Below are 15,136 nucleotides of genomic sequence, written 5' to 3'. Positions count from 1 at the left end.
TAGTCGTTGCCGCAGGTAGAGTCGGGAAGACCGAACGTTCAGGTGGGGTTGCTTACCTAAAGGTTCGAAATAGGGTCAGAAGGAGCACGGTGGACATGAGCAGTGATACGGATCACGAAGATGTGTGTGGCATGTCCCTCGCGATCGACGTGGTCGGCGGCAAGTGGAAACTGCATCTGATGTGGGTCCTCGGCGCGGGTCCACAGCGTTTCGGCCAGATCCGCCGCCTGCTGGAAGGCGTCAGCGAAAAGGTCCTCGCGGAGAACCTCCGGCAACTCGAGTCCAGCGGCATCGTCCACCGCGAGGTCTTTCCCGAAATCCCACCACGCGTGGAGTACTCCCTCACTCCGCTCGGTGAGGAACTCGCCGTCGCGCTGCGCCCGCTGGAGGCGTGGGGCGACAAGAACCGCCACGAGCTGAGCGAAAACCTCTTGGCTTCCGTCGGCTGACAGCGAATTCGCCTGCCGCCACGCCAACCGGCGTCGATCATTTCCGCAGGTTGTCCACAGCGATCTGTGCACCGATTCGCTCGAGCAGCGGTGCCGCCTCGGCCATCGACCGCACGCTGTCCGGTTCTAGCTCGGCAAGGCAATAGCAGGCCGTGAAGCCGCCCGCGCGGATCTCGGTCGGGGTGAGCAGCGTGCGACCCACCGCGGCGACCGTCGGGATACCGGCTTTACGCGCCGCCTCGCAGACGCCGATCGGGGCCTTGCCATGCAGGCTCTGGGCATCGAGGGAGCCTTCACCGGTGATGACGAGGGTCGCGCCGTCGAGGCGGGTCGGGAAATCGAGCAGCTCGAGGATGACCTCGATGCCGCTGCGGACCTGAGCGCCGAGCACGGCGAGTGCGCCGAATCCGGTTCCGCCCGCAGCGCCCGCGCCGGGGTGGTCGGCGAAATTCGTGCCGACGATGTTCGCCCAATTGGCCAGCGCCGCTTCGAGAATCGGAAGGTCGTCGGCGGTTGCGCCCTTTTGCGGCGCATACACCGCGGCCGCGCCGGTCGGGCCGAGTAGCGGATTGTCGACATCGCAGGCCACGGTGAATTCGGTGGCGGCGATGCGGGGATGCAATCCGGATCGGTCCAGCCGTGCCGCGTGAGCCAAAGCGGCTCCGCCGGTGGGTAATTCGTGGTCGTCATGGTCGAGCACCCTGGCTCCGAGCGCTCGCAGCATGCCCGCTCCGCCGTCGGTCGACGCGCTGCCGCCGAGACCGAGCACGATATTCGTGACACCCCGGTCCAGCGCGTGCGCGATGACGATGCCGAGCCCTTCGGTGCTCGCGCCGAGTGGATCGAGCCGTCCGCCAGGAAGTTTCACCAATCCGACCGCGGCGGCGAGTTCGATGACCGCGGTCGCGCCGCGCACCGCGTAGGGCGCGGTCGACGGTTCACCGGTCGGGCCCGGTGCGGCCACCTCGACGCGTTCCCAGCCCGCGGCGACGAAGGCGTCGACGGTGCCGTCGCCGCCGTCGGCGACCGGGACCTGTTGGATCTCCGCCTCCGGCGCGGCACGGGTGATGCCCGCGGCCAACGCCGCCGCCACCTCGGGTGCGGTCAACGATCCCTTGAACTTGTCCGGGGCGATCAGCACTCGGGGCGCGGGGGTCATCTCCACATTGTCGCCGCGCGCGCCGGGCCCTCGCACGTCAGTTGGTCGGCAGCGGGGCCTGATCGGCGATGCTGATGGTGACCTGGCCGGTGCGCAGGTAGGTCATGACGGCCTCGTCGAGAACAGAGTTGCCACGCCCGAAGGTGCCGTGATCGCCGCCTTCGACGGTGATCAACGATCCGTTGAGCGCGCGAGCCATCGCCGGTCCGCCCTCGTATTTCGTCAATGCGTCGTGCCTGCTCTGCAGCAGCAGCGGCGGGGTGCGCAGGTCCCGGCCCGCGATCGGCACCGGCTTGGCCACCGGACGCCAGGACCCGCAGGTCATTCCGGAACGGACCATATCGGCGCGGGCGTCCATGGCATTGCCGCCGGAGGCGATGGTGCCGACCGCGGCGCCGAGCAGCTCGGGCCTGCCGGGCACGGCGTTCTCGTTGCAGGTGATGGCGGCGAAGACAAAGCGGCCGGTGGGATCGGTGCTGGTCGCGCCCTCGATCGCGCGCAACTGCGCCACGTTGGCCGGATCGGCGTTCGCGTCGGCCATCGCCTTGGCGAAGACCGGCCAGAAGGTGCGGGTGTAGGTGGCGACCGCGGTCGCGCCGACCAGCGGCACCTGCGCGGAAGCGCCGCCGGAAATCAAGGTGCGCAATAGATTCTGCACCTTGCCCGCCTGCTCCATGCTGCCGTTGAAGCCATCGCGGGCGATCTCGGCGATCGGCTCCGGCAGCCTGCCCGGCAGATCGGAGACGCTCGCGGGCGGCGGGGTCAGGTTGGCGTACCAGCCGCCGCCCTGGTCGGCGACCAGTCGCACCCAGTTCTGATAGACCTGGAATGCGGTGTCGCCGAGGCGGTACTTGCCGTCGTGCTCGGCGATCCAGGTGAACAGGTCGTCGAGGCGCTGCTTGCCGGCCACCTGTTGCTGGGCGAATTCCTCGGTCCACACCCAGTCGGGATTGACGTTGGAGTCCAACACCATCCGATCGACGTGCGCGGGAAACAGCGAGGCGTAGACCGCGCCGAGGTAGGTGCCGTAGGAGATGCCGAGGTAGCTGATTCGCTCCACTCCGAGCGCCGCGCGCACCTCGTCCAGGTCGCGGGCCGTGCTCTCGGTGGTGATGGTGTCCAGGTAGCCGGGCAGCGCGGCGTCGCAGGCTTTCTTGATGGCATCGCGACTGCCGCCACCGAGCGAAACCTGCTCGCCCTCAGCGGCATTCGCGTCGGCGGGGCAGCGAAGCGGGGTGGCCCAGCGCAGGCCGCGCGGCTGCACGGCGACGCGGTCGTAGTGGGCGTTGAGCTCGGTGGGCAGCGTATCGAGACGCCGCGCCCAATAGTCGAGTGTGTCCGCGCCGGGCCCGCCGGGGTTGGCCATGATGACGCCGTGGCGCTCCTGCGTCGCCGCGATCCGGCTGACGGTCAGTTCGATCCGCGGCCCGTTCGGGTCCGCGTAATTCATCGGCACCGAGACGACGGCACATTGCACACCGCGCTCCGGCATGACCGCCCCATCCGGGCAGGCCCCGAAGGCTGCGACGGGCGCGGCGTCGGCCAGTCCCGTCGCGATCGATCCGCCGAGCAAGCTCGCCGCGACCAGTGCGGCCGCCACCCGCGAAATACGCAGTGTCCTCATCATCTTTCGTACCTCCGCCGGGCCGCCGCTCCTGGCGGAGCGTCCGACGCGACCAAGAGCATTCTGCCAGTCCGGGCCCGGCAGACAAGTCGAGGGCGAGATTTCACCAGGCGCGTGGTGCGAAGCATGGTGATTCGGGGACATCAGAGTAGCGTCGAGCCATGTCGACTGAGGTCCGTAACAACACGGCACTGGAACGCTACGAGATTTATGTCGACGGCGCCATCGCCGGTTTCGCCGAATATCAGGACACCGCTTCCGAACGTGCGTTCGTGCACACCGAGATCTATCCGCGGCACGAGGGCCAGGGCTACGGTCGCGTACTGGTCGAGGCCGCGCTGCGCAACACCCATGAAGAGGGTTTCGGCGCCTTGCCGATGTGCCCGATGGTGCATCACTTCATCGAAACCCGGCCCGGGTTTCTGGTGATGGTGCCGCACTGGGCGCGTGAGCGACTCGGATTGCCTCAGTAGGCGGCAACGGCGCCGTCTAGCGCCCGCTGCAGATCCGTGTGCACCAGCCGGGCGATCTCCGCGGGACGGGCGGGCAGCTCGGTGATCGGCATCCCGAGGTAGACGCTGGCCGACTTGGCCTCCTCCTTGGTGACCGCAACGGCGGGATCCGGTCGCGTTCCGTAGCTCAGACCCATGCTGACCAGCGCCGGCGCGGCCCCGAGCTTCATCGCGCGGAATGCGATGTGCCCGATCCCGCTGCCGACGGCCTGCACCCGGGTCTGGTCGACGTCGTTGCAGGTGCCTTCGGGAAAGACAGCGATGCCGTCACCGGCCGCCATCCGCTCGGCACAGATATCGATCATGCGCTGACCGGCCGCGTTCACCGCCCGCAGGCCGTGGTCCTTGCCGCGGAACACCGGGATCCCGCCCATCATGTCGACCTTGCGGCGCTGGTCGGGATCGAGGAAAAGCTCGTCCTTGGCCAACACCCGGATCCGGCCGATCACCCGGCGTATTTCGCTGTGCCATGCCGCGGCGGCGACGGTATACGGATCGGATTCCGAGAGATGGTTGATCGCGACGAGTAACGGCCGCCCCTGGGCGATCAGGTCGTGCAGCAGCTCACGCGCACCATCGGCGTAGACGACCCGGGGATGATATCGACGCCCGAGCAGTGCGTAGGCGCCCCATGCCTTGAGGCGATTCTGCCGGTGATCGCGATAGAAGTCGTACACAGCATCCGCATTGTCGAGGAGAACCTCGGGCCGTTCCATGTCGCCGACTCTAATGCCACTGCCAGGCGGAGCGCGTCGCCAGTCGCGCCGGACCGAACGAAGGCATGGCAGCCGCCCAGCGACGCCACCAGACCGAGTCCATCGACAATCGCGCCGGACCGAACGAAGGCATGGCAGCCGCCCAGCGACACCGCCGGACCGAGTCCATCGACAATCGCGCCGGACCGAACGAAGGCGAACCAGCCGCCTAACCCGCTGCTCGTCGCACGGCCCGTTCGCTTCTCCCCGCGGGCGCTGTCCCGGCCGCTGTGCCGCGCTCGCCGGTGTTCCCCGAATCGGGCACCCCGCTTGACCGACGAATGATCCGCGCCAGTGCGATGATGGCGGGGTGGCACGCGCAGATGACCCGGATGAGAGGCAAACTCACGGCGGGCACGGCGACCGAAAGCGGCGCGATGCCCGGCACGGCGAGCAGGTCGTTCGGGCGGGCACTCTGCTGGTCTCGGCAACCGAACTCGTCGAACCGACCTTCCGGCGCACTGTCGTCTACATCATCGAACACAACGAGGCGGGCAGCTTGGGCGTCGTGCTCAACCGCCCGAGCGACACCGCGGTGCACGACGTGCTCCCCAAATGGACCGACGCCGCGGCGGCGCCACGCACCCTGTTCATCGGCGGCCCGGTCAAGCGGGACGCGGCGCTGTGCCTCGGCACGGTCCGAGTCGGCGCCTCGATCGCCGGGGTGCGTGGGCTGCGCCGGATCGATGGCCGGGTGGTGCTCGTCGATCTCGACGCGGACCCCGAGCAGATCGGCCCGCTGATCGAGGGCCTGCGAATTTTCGCGGGCTACGCGGGCTGGACCTTCGGGCAGCTGGAGGGTGAACTGCAGAATGACGACTGGATCGTGCTTTCGGCGCTGCCCTCGGACCCGATCAGCACCGGCCGCCCCGATCTATGGGCCCACGTGCTGCGCCGCCAGCCACTGCCCCTTTCGCTACTGGCCACGCACCCGATCGAACTAGAGCGCAATTGACATGCGCCCGCGCGTTGAACCAAGAACCCGGGCTGTGTCGTGGGTTGAGCGGGAGGTGACAAATGCCCGACGACCAGGCCGAACTACTGCGAGTGCTTTATCAGGAGCACGCGTCAGCGCTATGGAGGTACACACTCGGTCTGGTTCGAGACCCAGGCCGGGCCGAGGACATCGTGCAGGAAACGTTGTTGCGGGCATGGCAACGACCGAACGTGCTGGATCAGTCGACCATGTCGGCGCGCGCGTGGTTGTTCACCGTCGCCAGGAATCTCGCCGTGGATGAACACCGCAGCGCTCGCAATCGCCGCGAGCTCCGCACCGACAGCCCGCCGGAGCAGGCCGCGCCGGACCAGGCCGATCGGGCCTTGGACGGGTGGCTGGTCGCGGACGCGTTGGCCAGGCTCAGCGTCGATCATCGCGAGGTGATCGTGCGCGCCTACTATCGAGGGCTTTCCACCCACCAGATCGCGGCGGAACTCGACATTCCCGCTGGAACGGTGAAGTCACGGATGCACTACGGCATGCGGGCCCTACGGCTGGCACTACAGGAGATGGGGGTGACGAACCAATGACGGATACCGCACATGACTACACCACGTGGGATGCGCCTTATGTGCTCGGCTCCCTGACCAGGACCGAGCGCAGGGAATACGAGGAGCATCTCACCCGCTGTCCGGCCTGCCAAGCCGCCGTAGCCGACCTTGCCGGTGTACCGGGAATGCTCGCCCTCGTCGACACCGAGACCGCGCTCGCGATGATCGCCGCACCGGAGGACGCTGCGCCGGAGCCGAATCCGCCGGTGCCCGAGTTGCTGCCCAGGCTCGTGGACGCGGAGCAACGGCGTCGCAGGCGCAGCAGATGGGTCTCCATCGGCGCCGCGGTGGCCGCCGCCGCCGCGGCAGTGGCCATCGCGGTTCCGGTGGTCTACACGGTCGTCTCCTCGGACACCCCGTCGACCGCCGACCAGGTCGTCGCGGAGCGCAGCATGCAACCGTTGCAGCCGACGCCGATCTCGGCCAGCTTCAAACTCGTTGCCGCCGAAGGCAGGACCCGCATCATCATGACGTGCAGCTACGGCGCCAGCGACCAGAGGTACACCTGGAAGTACGCCTTGTTCGTCTTCGGCAGCGACGGCAAGCAGACCGAGCTCGATCAGTGGCCCGCCGGGCCCGGCACCGAACTGACCATCGACCGCACCCTCGACGCCGCCCCGGACCAGATCCGCAGTGTCGAGATCAGGTCCGTGGCCACCGGCGAGCGGCTGCTCGTCGGCACGGTCTGACAACGCGCCGATCCCCCACCGGCAGCGGCGGGGGATCGGTAGTGGCCGAGTCGAATTCAGCGGGGAAACTCAGCGGGTCTGCTTGCGGAAGACCGAGGTCGACCAGAGGTAGCCGACCAGCGCGAGACCGATGCACCAGGCGACCGAGATGATGCCGTTGTCGCCGATCTCGGAGCCCATGAGCAGGCCGCGCACAGTCTCGGTGATCGGCGTGAACGGCTGATACTCGGCGAACTGGCGCATGACGACCGGCATGGTGTCGGTGGCGACCAGTCCGCTGCCGAGGAACGGCAGCATGATCAGCGGAAAGGGCATATTGCTCGCGCTCTCCGGACTCGACGCGACCAGGCCCATCCCCACCGCGAGCCAGATGAGCGCGAAGGTCAACATGGCGAGCAGCCCGAACGCGGCGATCCATTCGACGGCATTCGCCGACGGCCGGAAGCCGATGAGCACTGCGAACCCGACCATGGCAACGACACCGAGCATGGCCTGGATCAGCGCGCCGATCACATTCCCGGTGAGGAACGAAGACGGTGCGATCGCCATGACGCGGAACCTGTTGACGATGCCCTTGGTTTTGTCGGTGGCGATGGACACCGCCACCGCTGCCGTGATGTACGCCGGAATCATCAGCAGCATGCCCGGGGTCAGGTAGTCGATGTACTTACCGCCCGAGGACTTCTCCAGCGCGCCACCGAACACGAAAGTGAAGACCGACAACAGGACGATCGGCATGATGATGACGCTGAAGGTCAGGCTGGGGTAGCGCTTGGCATGAAGCATGTTGCGCCGCAACATCGTTGCCGAGTCCGTCAGCGCAAGGGACATGTTGGTCATCGCGCAGGCTCCTTTTCCGCGGTGGGCTGGCCGGTGAGGGTGAGGAAAACGTCGTCGAGGTTCGGGGTGTGCACCGAAAGCCCCTCGACGTCGACCCGTTCGAGGTCGAGCCGGTCGAGCACGGCGCGCAGCGACTTGACGCCGCCGTCGCTCGGCACCAACAACGCGAGGTCGTCGTCCCCCGCATCCTCGACAACACGCGCGGTGGGACCGAGTACGCGAGCGGCGGTGTCGAGTCCGGACCGGTCGGCGAACTCCAGTCGGATGTGACCGCCGGGGACCAGTCGCTTCAGTTCCGCCGCAGTGCCTTCGGCAACGATTTTGCCGTGGTCGAGGACCGCGATCCGGTCGGCGAGCTGATCGGCCTCCTCCAAGTACTGGGTGGTGAGGAAGACGGTGACATTGAAGTCGTTGACCAGGCTGCGAATGATGTCCCACATCCCCCGCCTGCTGCGCGGGTCGAGGCCGGTGGTCGGCTCGTCGAGGAAGATGATGCGCGGATCGCCCACCAGCGTCATCGCCAGGTCCAGCCGCCTGGTCATGCCGCCGGAGTAGGTGGCCGCGGTCTTGTCCGCCGCTTCGACCAGGTCGAAGCGTTCGAGCAGATCCGTGGCCAGGCGCTTGGTCTCTCGCCGGGGCAGATGGTGCAGATCGCCCATCAGGATCAGATTCTCGCGACCGGTCAGCAGCTCGTCGACCGCGGAGAACTGCCCGGTCACACCGATCCCGGCGCGCACCTTGTCGACTTCGGTCGTCAGGTCGTAACCGTCGACCCGGATCTCACCGGCGTCGGCGCGGATGAGTGTGGTCAGGATCTGCACCGTGGTGGTCTTGCCCGCCCCGTTGGGACCGAGCATCGAGTAGACCGTCCCCTGCGGGACCGTGATGTCGATGTCGTCGAGCACCACGTGCTCGCCGAACGATTTACGCAGACCCAGCGCCGAAATGGCGAGGGCGCGGTGACCATTCGTCATGGCCTTCCTTTCGAATCATTCATGAATCAATGCGAATGTGAGCATGTTTTACCGCCACCGCCCCAGGGGATCCGGTGCGGCGAAACGCCTGTCGAGTGAGTTGTGGTTTGTTGTTCTTGCGGGAGATTCGGCTAGATATCGAGCTCCTCGACCGGTGGACGGTCCGCGATGCCCGCCACCCGCTCATACAGCTTGTCCGGGATCTTCCCCTTCAGCTCGCCGAGGGTGTCGACGATCTCCAGGATGAAATCGCCCCAATCCTGATCGCCGACGCCGAGCATGCGACGCCAGTTCGTCAGATCCTTGAGCCAGTTTTTGCTGGACTCCGGATACTCGTCCCAGTGCGAATACTGGGCATGCATGACGAACTTGCCCTTTCTGCTGCGATAGACCTGGACGTGCTCGATGCGCTGCTCGTTGACATCGCGCCATTCGCCCAACAGCGCGCCGGAGAATCGGACCTGGCGTACGCCGTTGTGGCCGACCCGGAGCACTACCTCGTCGTAGCCCTCCAGCCTGCCCTCTTCCAGCTCGATGAACCGGCGCAGCGCCGTGGTTACCGCCCCTGAAAGATTGCCGCCGACCAGCTCCTGCGCTCGCTGGAAGAGCGCAAGATCGTCATCGGCAACATAGATCGTCTTGTTGGGCATGACCCAACTATACGTAGATGTATACGTACACGCAAGGCCTGCGTGTCCGCCTGGCGATTCCCCCGCGCGACCGCGGTGATCTACATCTTGCGCGATGTATTGAACCGGCGGCCGGGCCCACCCGTATCTCAGGTATACGCGATGCGTGATCGCTCGTGTGTGCTGCACATTTCCGGTCGCCGCGAGAAGGAGAGTCGAATGCCCGGCAGGGTCGTGGATTATCTGGTGCAAGCGGTTTCGACTCTAGGAGTACGACACATCTTCGGAGTCGACGGCGCGAACATCGAAGACCTGTACGACGCCATTTTCGATGCGCCGTACGACGTCACCGGCGTGGTCGCGAAGCACGAATTCTCCGCGGCGACAATGGCCGACGGCTATGCCCGTTCGACCAGCGGGCTCGGCGTCGTCTGCGCGACGTCCGGCGGTGGCGCGATGAATCTCGTTGCGGGGCTCGCAGAATCGTTCGCCTCGCGAGTTCCGGTCCTGGCGCTGGTCGGTCAGCCGCCGACCGGACTGGAAGGGCACGGCGCCTTCCAGGACACCAGCGGACACGCGGGCACCATCGACGCGGTCCGGATGTTCAGCGAGATCAGCCAGTACTGCGCACGCGTGCAGACCAGCGCCGACCTTCCAGAGCAGCTCGCGAGGGCGGTCGGCGCCGCCCGGCGCGGCGGGCCCGCCGTCCTCCTGCTGCCCAAAGACGTGCAGCAGTCGAGCATGGACGGCATCCCGCCGTTCCGGTGGGAACCACAAGGACTACGCGGCAACGAGCACGGCATCGCCGGCGTGCGCACCGCGCTCACCACGGCGCGGCGAACCGGGAAGATCGTGATCATCGCGGGCGATCAGGTGGCGCGCGACGATGCCCGCGGCGAACTGGCCTGGCTGGCAACCACATTGGACGCGGTCGTCGGCGTCGCGCCGGATGCCAAGGATGTCTACGACAACACCGATGCCGGATTCTGTGGTGTCGCGGGAAGCATGGGACATCCGGAACTCGCGGCGGCGATCCGCTCGGCGGCGCTGTGCCTGCTCGTCGGCACTGCGATGCCGATCACCGCGCGCACCGGATTGGACGAGCTGCTCCAAGGCTGCCCCGTGGCGAGCATCGGTGTCAGCGCGCCACACCTGCCCGCGATCCATGCCACCAGCACCAACCTGGCCATCACGCTGGCGGAACTCGCGGACGAGTTCGCCGCCGTCGCCGCGACCGCCGACGGGGCCCGCATCGCCGCGAATCCGCCGACACCACTGCAGGTTCCCGAGGCGAGCGGACCAGGCCTGCGCTACCGCGAGCTCGTCGAGACGATCGAGACGGCACTGCCGGAAGGCACCGATGTCTTCGCCGACGCAGGCAACACCGGCGCCGCGGTGGTGCACCACTTGCGGGTGCCGCGCGGCGGCCGGTTCGTCGTCGCCCTCGGCATGGGCGGTATGGGCTATGCCTTCGGCGCGGGCATCGGCTCGGCCTTCGCCCGCCATCGCGGGCCGGACGGACCGAGGCGAACGGTCGTCATCGCAGGCGACGGCGCGTTCTTCATGCACGGCATGGAACTGCACACCGCGGTAGAGCACGCACTGCCGGTCACCTTCATCGTCCTCAACAACAACGCGCACGCCATGTGCGTCACCCGCGAGCAGCTCTACTACCGGGATCGCTACAGCTTCAACCGATTCCAGCCGACTCATATCGGAGCAGGCATCGCCGCCATGTTCCCCGACCTGCCCGCCTACTCGGTGCGGACACCGCAAGAACTGGCCGCCGCACTGGGGCCGTGCACCGAAACCGAAGGGCCGTCGTTCATTTCGATCGACTGTGACCCCGACGAAGTTCCGCCCTTTATTCCGTTCCTGTCCACATTGGAAGCCTCTAGGAGCACACCGTGACCATCAGCGCCGCCCTGCCCGCACTCAGCGATATCCCGGAGGAGGTCCTCCCCGGCGTGCTGCGAATCGAGAACTCCGACAAGGACACGACCACGCCGATCATCATGGACATGCTGCGGTCGGTTTATCCGCACGATCAGATCTTCGGTGAATACTGCCCGGTGCAGGCATATATCGCGGCACCGCCGCAAGAGGTATTCGAGTACCTCGCCGACACCAGGTCACTGGAAGAGTGGACCTATAGCCTGCGCGGGTTCGTCGAGACCGAGGAACCCGGCCTGTGGCTGGCCTACGACCGCCTCGGCGACGCCACCAAGATCTTCACCCGCACCGTCGCGCATCAGGACGGCATGACCGTCGACTACCACTGTGCCTGGGACCAGGGCCAGCACCTGTGGATGGTCTATCTGCTTCGGGTGATCGACGCGCAGGTGGTGTTCAACAAGCCGGGTTCGGTTGTCCTGTGGGTCAACTGCAAGCACCCCTTCTACGACGAGAATCCCTATCCCGAAACCGCGCCTGCCAAGCGCCCGGTGTGGGTCGGCGATTTCTGGGAGATGTTCTCCGCCGGTCATCAGCTGGAAATGGACAACCTCAAGGCAATCTGCGAGTACCGCGCGGCCAACGGCATGCCCATCAAGCCCGACTGGATGAAGTGAGACATTCGATGGCAATGACGAGCACCAACGAACTCGACCCCGACGCCCCCCGACTGCCGACGGTCAGTCTGGTGGATGTGGCCAGCTATCTGCCCGGCGATCCGGTCGGCACCGAATACTTCACGCAGTTCAGCCGCTCGGACCGGATGGCGAAGAATGTCATGTTCCGTTCGCCCAAGGCTCGCCATCATGTGGACCGGGACAAGACGGCGGTGGATATGGTCGAGCGCGCCGTCGCACCGCTGATCGAACGGCACGGCGCACAACTGCTTTCGAACATCGACGTGCTGATCACGCACACTCAGCTGCCGGACAACCCGGTGATGGGGTGTGGGCCGGAAGTGGCGCGCAGGCTCGGCGCCCGCCCCGGATTCGTCTACGACGTGCACAACGGCGGCTGCGCGGCCTTTGTGCACATGATGGCGATGGCGCGAATGATCCTGCAAACCACCAATGCTCGCACCGCCCTCATCGCGGCAACGGCGAACTGCGCGGGCCCAGTGTTCACCCAGCCCGATATCCGCAAGCTCGCGGCGGCTCCGGTGCCCGGCGACGGATGCGGCGTCGGACTGCTGGTCAAGGACGACAGCGCACCGATCCTCGATATCGAATGCCGCACCTATCCCGAGTTCGCCGGGGATATGTCGTTCTCCACCAATGGCGAGCGCAAGTACTGGGAGCCGGGCGAAGGCCAGGGCTGCGTCAGCTTCACCGAATCGAAGATCACCAAGGTGTTCGCGCGCGGCAACCGCCTGGTGCCCGAGGTGGCGCTCGCGGTGTGCGATCGGATCGGTGTGAAGGGGCGCGATATCGACACCTTCGTCACCAATCAACCGAACCGGCTGTTCCTGCGCAACTGGCACGACGCGCTCGAACTGCCCGACGAACGCCACCCCGACACCTTCGATCAGTGCGGAAACCTGTTCGCCGCGGGCATTCCGGTCACCCTCGATGCGGAGAACCGGGCGGGCAGGCTGCGCAACGGATCGGTGGTACTGATGTCGGCGTTCGCGCATGCCGGCGATTTCGCGGGCGCGGCAGCGGTGCGCTGGGGCGCGGCGCGATGACCGTGGAACTGGCCGACGGCACGCTGCCGTCGCGACAACACCACCAAGAGCGGGCGCAGCCTCGATTCGATCTGAGCTTGAGCGAGAATCCTTTCCCGCCACTGCCTTCGGTGTTGTCGGCGGTGAATGGCGTACTCGCGCACGCCAATCGGTATCCGGAGTTCTTGCCGCTGCGGTTGCCGAAGCTGATCGCCGACCGCGTCGGCGTGCACTCCGATCAAGTCGTCGTCGGTTCCGGTGCGACGGGGGTGGCCATGCAGATCATCCAGGCGCTCACCACGCCGGGCGCCGGGATCGTCTACGGATCGCCGACCTTCGACGGTTATCCGATCATGGCCGAGATGGCCGGGCTCGACGTCGTCCCGGTGCCGCTGGACGCGGGTGGCAACCAGGATCTGCCCGCCATCGCACGGGCCGTCGACAAACGCACCGGGCTGGTGGTGGTGTGCCGGCCGCACAATCCGACGGGCACAGTGATTTCGAGCAGACTGTTGCAGACCTTCCTGCGCGCTGTGCCGCGGCGGGTGCCGGTGATCCTCGACGAGGCGTATGCCGAATTCTTGGGCCGCGCCGATCAGATCGACACCGTCGCGCTGCTGCGCAGGCACCCGAATCTGCTGGTGCTTCGCACCTTCTCGAAGGCGTACGGGCTGGCGGGGCTGCGCATCGGATACGTCTTCGGAAGCCGGGAGCTGATCAGCCGAGTGCGCAGGCTGCAGCTGCCTTTCGGGGTGAGTTCGGCGGCGGTGGCCGCGGTAGCCGCGTCCTACGCTGCCGGACCTGAACTCGCCGCGCGCATCGTGCGCATCACGGCCGAGCGGGAGACGCTGCGGAACGCGTTATGCCTGCGCGGTGTCACGGTGCTACGCAGCCACGCCAATTTTCTGTATCTACCCGGTCCCGGTGTCGCGACGGCGTTGCGCCGGGCAGGCATCGCCGCGAAGTCCTATACCGATGGGAGCGCCCGCATCGCGGTGGGGGATCCCGAGGCAGCCGACGCCGTCTTGCACGCTCTCCACCCACACCGTGCATTCGATCCGATACCGGAGGCTTCGTAGTAGCGACCAGCCGACGCGGGCCGCCCGTGCGCAGCGCCGCGCAAGGGTGACCGTTGCGCTGGTACCCGGCGCGCACCGCTCGAACAGCCGTGGATGGTTCCATGGAGCGGTGATGATCCGGTGTGATCGCGGCCTGCGCCCGAATGCGGCGCCTGCCCACCGCACGGCCAGCCGGGTGCTGGCCCGTTTCACCATCGGCCGACGCGAGTTCATCGCACGTCAGACGGTCATCGAGCCAGGTGGCACCAGCGGCTGGCACTATCACGACGGCACCCTGGTCGTCTTCGTCGCACGTGGCACCCTCGACCATCCCTACGCGGATTGCACGCCGGTCACCTATCGGCGCGGCCGTCTGTTCAGAGAACCCAGCGGCCCGGACCATCCCCATGTCGCCCGCAATCGCGGGACCACTCCGGTCACCCTGTTCGTGCTCTATCTCAATCCCGCGGGGAGTCCGCTCTCACACAGCGTGCCCCCGCCGGCCTGCGCCGACTGAGCAGGCCGCGGCGCGCCACAAGACTCGGTGCGACGTCAGAAGGCTCGGGGCAACGCCGGAACAGGACAGTGCCGGAAAGTGTGATCAGCGCAGGCTCGACCGGATTCGCCCGGCGATCAGCTCGCGGGTAAGCAGGCGTCGCGCAGCGAGCACGCACCGCAGGACTGGCCACAACCGCCGGCTTCCTCGGCGGGAACCAGGTCGGCGACCGCCTGCGCGGCGGCATTGGCACCCGCACCGAGGGTGAAGAGCGCGACGACGGCAGTGCCCGCGGCCACGATCAAGCCGGGGACCGCGCCCGCGGCCATTGCGACGAGACCACCGGCGAAGAGCAGGGCCCCTGCCGCCACCGAGGTGGGCGCGGCGACACGGTTCGCGATACGGAAAGTCTCTTCGTCGTGGAGAGCGGCTTCGGTGTGCACCCCGACGACGCGATTGCGCGGGAGCTTGCCGGTCAGTCCGAGCACGCCGGTCGCGATAGCCACGAGGGCCAGCACGAACAGGACAAGAGCGACGACGAACACCCGAGAAGGCTATCGCACTGTCATCGAGCAGCGAAGGGCCGCTCCCCCGCAACCGTCCAGCACCCGCCGCCGCAGCACCCCGGACAGGCGCATTCCACATTGCCGGCCCGCCACCGGTGAGCACAGCAACCACCCGAGATCGCCGGGTGCCCGAGATTTGTTCCGACCGGTGGGAATGTCCGGAACCCGCTGCGGCACAAGAGCACCAACGCGTTCGGCCGAGCGCCGCGAGGCACACCGGA

General features: G+C 67.0%; 17 protein-coding genes. 10 read left to right on the top strand and 7 right to left on the bottom strand.

Going from position 1 to position 15,136, the window contains the following annotated elements:
* Positions 1 to 95: 95 nt before the first annotated feature.
* Entirely contained in the window at positions 96 to 449 is a 354-nt protein-coding gene (locus ACFU4Z_RS03820) for a winged helix-turn-helix transcriptional regulator (protein WP_379059513.1), read from the top strand.
* Between the two features lie 37 nt (positions 450 to 486).
* Here ACFU4Z_RS03820 and ACFU4Z_RS03815 read toward each other — a convergent pair whose 3' ends face one another.
* Both ACFU4Z_RS03815 and ACFU4Z_RS03810 read right to left on the bottom strand, forming a co-directional pair.
* Positions 487 to 1,608, bottom strand: coding sequence for a glycerate kinase (locus tag ACFU4Z_RS03815; RefSeq protein WP_379059512.1), 1,122 nt, complete (start codon positions 1,606 to 1,608; stop codon positions 487 to 489).
* 37 nt (positions 1,609 to 1,645) lie between these two features.
* Positions 1,646 to 3,235, bottom strand: coding sequence for an alpha/beta hydrolase (locus tag ACFU4Z_RS03810; RefSeq protein ID WP_379059511.1), 1,590 nt, complete (start codon positions 3,233 to 3,235; stop codon positions 1,646 to 1,648).
* 158 nt (positions 3,236 to 3,393) lie between these two features.
* On the opposite strand from ACFU4Z_RS03810, the gene ACFU4Z_RS03805 reads away from it, so the two are divergent.
* Positions 3,394 to 3,705 (top strand): GNAT family N-acetyltransferase, encoded by a 312-nt coding sequence (locus ACFU4Z_RS03805; protein WP_379059509.1) that lies wholly within the window; start codon positions 3,394 to 3,396, stop codon positions 3,703 to 3,705.
* Here ACFU4Z_RS03805 and ACFU4Z_RS03800 read toward each other — a convergent pair.
* Complete coding sequence (locus ACFU4Z_RS03800) at positions 3,699 to 4,460, bottom strand: lysophospholipid acyltransferase family protein (protein WP_379059508.1); 762 nt, start codon at positions 4,458 to 4,460, stop codon at positions 3,699 to 3,701. The two genes, ACFU4Z_RS03805 and ACFU4Z_RS03800, sit on opposite strands and share 7 nt — an antisense overlap.
* A 349-nt stretch (positions 4,461 to 4,809) precedes the next feature.
* Between ACFU4Z_RS03800 and ACFU4Z_RS03795 the strand changes: the two genes are divergently transcribed.
* The 3 genes from ACFU4Z_RS03795 to ACFU4Z_RS03785 all read left to right on the top strand — a co-directional run bounded on the left by ACFU4Z_RS03795 (position 4,810) and on the right by ACFU4Z_RS03785 (position 6,736).
* Positions 4,810 to 5,454 (top strand): YqgE/AlgH family protein, encoded by a 645-nt coding sequence (locus tag ACFU4Z_RS03795; RefSeq protein WP_379059507.1) that lies wholly within the window; start codon positions 4,810 to 4,812, stop codon positions 5,452 to 5,454.
* Positions 5,455 to 5,516: 62 nt separating this feature from the next.
* Positions 5,517 to 6,026, top strand: coding sequence for a sigma-70 family RNA polymerase sigma factor (locus tag ACFU4Z_RS03790; protein ID WP_379059506.1), 510 nt, complete (start codon positions 5,517 to 5,519; stop codon positions 6,024 to 6,026).
* Complete coding sequence (locus ACFU4Z_RS03785) at positions 6,023 to 6,736, top strand: anti-sigma factor family protein (RefSeq protein ID WP_379059504.1); 714 nt, start codon at positions 6,023 to 6,025, stop codon at positions 6,734 to 6,736. The genes ACFU4Z_RS03790 and ACFU4Z_RS03785 overlap by 4 nt, the downstream gene beginning before the upstream one ends.
* A 69-nt stretch (positions 6,737 to 6,805) precedes the next feature.
* Here the strand turns inward: ACFU4Z_RS03785 and ACFU4Z_RS03780 are convergent, their stop codons facing one another.
* From ACFU4Z_RS03780 to ACFU4Z_RS03770, 3 genes are all read right to left on the bottom strand, one after another.
* On the bottom strand, positions 6,806 to 7,576 hold the full coding sequence (locus tag ACFU4Z_RS03780; protein WP_379059503.1) for an ABC transporter permease: 771 nt from the start codon (positions 7,574 to 7,576) through the stop codon (positions 6,806 to 6,808).
* Positions 7,573 to 8,550: an ATP-binding cassette domain-containing protein gene (locus ACFU4Z_RS03775; RefSeq protein WP_379059502.1), complete on the bottom strand. Its 978-nt coding sequence runs from the start codon at positions 8,548 to 8,550 to the stop codon at positions 7,573 to 7,575. The genes ACFU4Z_RS03780 and ACFU4Z_RS03775 overlap by 4 nt, the downstream gene beginning before the upstream one ends.
* A 131-nt stretch (positions 8,551 to 8,681) precedes the next feature.
* Complete coding sequence (locus ACFU4Z_RS03770; RefSeq protein WP_379059501.1) at positions 8,682 to 9,200, bottom strand: EXLDI protein; 519 nt, start codon at positions 9,198 to 9,200, stop codon at positions 8,682 to 8,684.
* 198 nt (positions 9,201 to 9,398) lie between these two features.
* Between ACFU4Z_RS03770 and ACFU4Z_RS03765 the strand changes: the two genes are divergently transcribed.
* From ACFU4Z_RS03765 to ACFU4Z_RS03745, 5 genes are all read left to right on the top strand, one after another.
* A complete protein-coding gene (locus ACFU4Z_RS03765; protein ID WP_379059499.1) occupies positions 9,399 to 11,090 on the top strand; it encodes a thiamine pyrophosphate-binding protein in 1,692 nt (563 codons plus the stop codon).
* A gap of 2 nt (positions 11,091 to 11,092) precedes the next feature.
* Positions 11,093 to 11,749, top strand: a complete 657-nt coding sequence (locus ACFU4Z_RS03760; protein ID WP_379060314.1) for an SRPBCC family protein — start codon at positions 11,093 to 11,095, stop codon at positions 11,747 to 11,749.
* Positions 11,750 to 11,763: 14 nt separating this feature from the next.
* On the top strand, positions 11,764 to 12,816 hold the full coding sequence (locus ACFU4Z_RS03755; protein ID WP_379059498.1) for a 3-oxoacyl-ACP synthase III family protein: 1,053 nt from the start codon (positions 11,764 to 11,766) through the stop codon (positions 12,814 to 12,816).
* Positions 12,813 to 13,874, top strand: coding sequence for an aminotransferase class I/II-fold pyridoxal phosphate-dependent enzyme (locus ACFU4Z_RS03750; protein ID WP_379059497.1), 1,062 nt, complete (start codon positions 12,813 to 12,815; stop codon positions 13,872 to 13,874). Before ACFU4Z_RS03755 ends, ACFU4Z_RS03750 begins: the two co-directional genes overlap by 4 nt.
* A 112-nt stretch (positions 13,875 to 13,986) precedes the next feature.
* Positions 13,987 to 14,370: a cupin domain-containing protein gene (locus ACFU4Z_RS03745; RefSeq protein WP_379059496.1), complete on the top strand. Its 384-nt coding sequence runs from the start codon at positions 13,987 to 13,989 to the stop codon at positions 14,368 to 14,370.
* Between the two features lie 116 nt (positions 14,371 to 14,486).
* Here the strand turns inward: ACFU4Z_RS03745 and ACFU4Z_RS03740 are convergent, their stop codons facing one another.
* Positions 14,487 to 14,894 (bottom strand): SdpI family protein, encoded by a 408-nt coding sequence (locus tag ACFU4Z_RS03740; protein WP_379059494.1) that lies wholly within the window; start codon positions 14,892 to 14,894, stop codon positions 14,487 to 14,489.
* Positions 14,895 to 15,136: the final 242 nt, after the last annotated feature.

The sequence above is a fragment of the Nocardia sp. NPDC057440 genome, assembly GCF_042802915.1.
Lineage (GTDB): Bacteria > Actinomycetota > Actinomycetes > Mycobacteriales > Mycobacteriaceae > Nocardia.
Note: the sequence above shows the minus strand (reverse complement) of the source record. Positions and strands in the feature narration are given on the sequence as shown.

What these genes read in the sequence shown, in the direction of transcription:
- ACFU4Z_RS03820 (WP_379059513.1), top strand. Translation starts at nt 96, where the DNA reads ATGAGCAGTGATACGGATCACGAAGATGTGTGTGGCATGTCCCTCGCG.
- ACFU4Z_RS03815 (WP_379059512.1), bottom strand. Translation starts at nt 1,608, where the DNA reads ATGACCCCCGCGCCCCGAGTGCTGATCGCCCCGGACAAGTTCAAGGGA.
- ACFU4Z_RS03810 (WP_379059511.1), bottom strand. Translation starts at nt 3,235, where the DNA reads ATGATGAGGACACTGCGTATTTCGCGGGTGGCGGCCGCACTGGTCGCG.
- ACFU4Z_RS03805 (WP_379059509.1), top strand. Translation starts at nt 3,394, where the DNA reads ATGTCGACTGAGGTCCGTAACAACACGGCACTGGAACGCTACGAGATT.
- ACFU4Z_RS03800 (WP_379059508.1), bottom strand. Translation starts at nt 4,460, where the DNA reads ATGGAACGGCCCGAGGTTCTCCTCGACAATGCGGATGCTGTGTACGAC.
- ACFU4Z_RS03790 (WP_379059506.1), top strand. Translation starts at nt 5,517, where the DNA reads ATGCCCGACGACCAGGCCGAACTACTGCGAGTGCTTTATCAGGAGCAC.
- ACFU4Z_RS03785 (WP_379059504.1), top strand. Translation starts at nt 6,023, where the DNA reads ATGACGGATACCGCACATGACTACACCACGTGGGATGCGCCTTATGTG.
- ACFU4Z_RS03780 (WP_379059503.1), bottom strand. Translation starts at nt 7,576, where the DNA reads ATGACCAACATGTCCCTTGCGCTGACGGACTCGGCAACGATGTTGCGG.
- ACFU4Z_RS03775 (WP_379059502.1), bottom strand. Translation starts at nt 8,550, where the DNA reads ATGACGAATGGTCACCGCGCCCTCGCCATTTCGGCGCTGGGTCTGCGT.
- ACFU4Z_RS03770 (WP_379059501.1), bottom strand. Translation starts at nt 9,200, where the DNA reads ATGCCCAACAAGACGATCTATGTTGCCGATGACGATCTTGCGCTCTTC.
- ACFU4Z_RS03765 (WP_379059499.1), top strand. Translation starts at nt 9,399, where the DNA reads ATGCCCGGCAGGGTCGTGGATTATCTGGTGCAAGCGGTTTCGACTCTA.
- ACFU4Z_RS03755 (WP_379059498.1), top strand. Translation starts at nt 11,764, where the DNA reads ATGACGAGCACCAACGAACTCGACCCCGACGCCCCCCGACTGCCGACG.
- ACFU4Z_RS03750 (WP_379059497.1), top strand. Translation starts at nt 12,813, where the DNA reads ATGACCGTGGAACTGGCCGACGGCACGCTGCCGTCGCGACAACACCAC.
- ACFU4Z_RS03745 (WP_379059496.1), top strand. Translation starts at nt 13,987, where the DNA reads ATGATCCGGTGTGATCGCGGCCTGCGCCCGAATGCGGCGCCTGCCCAC.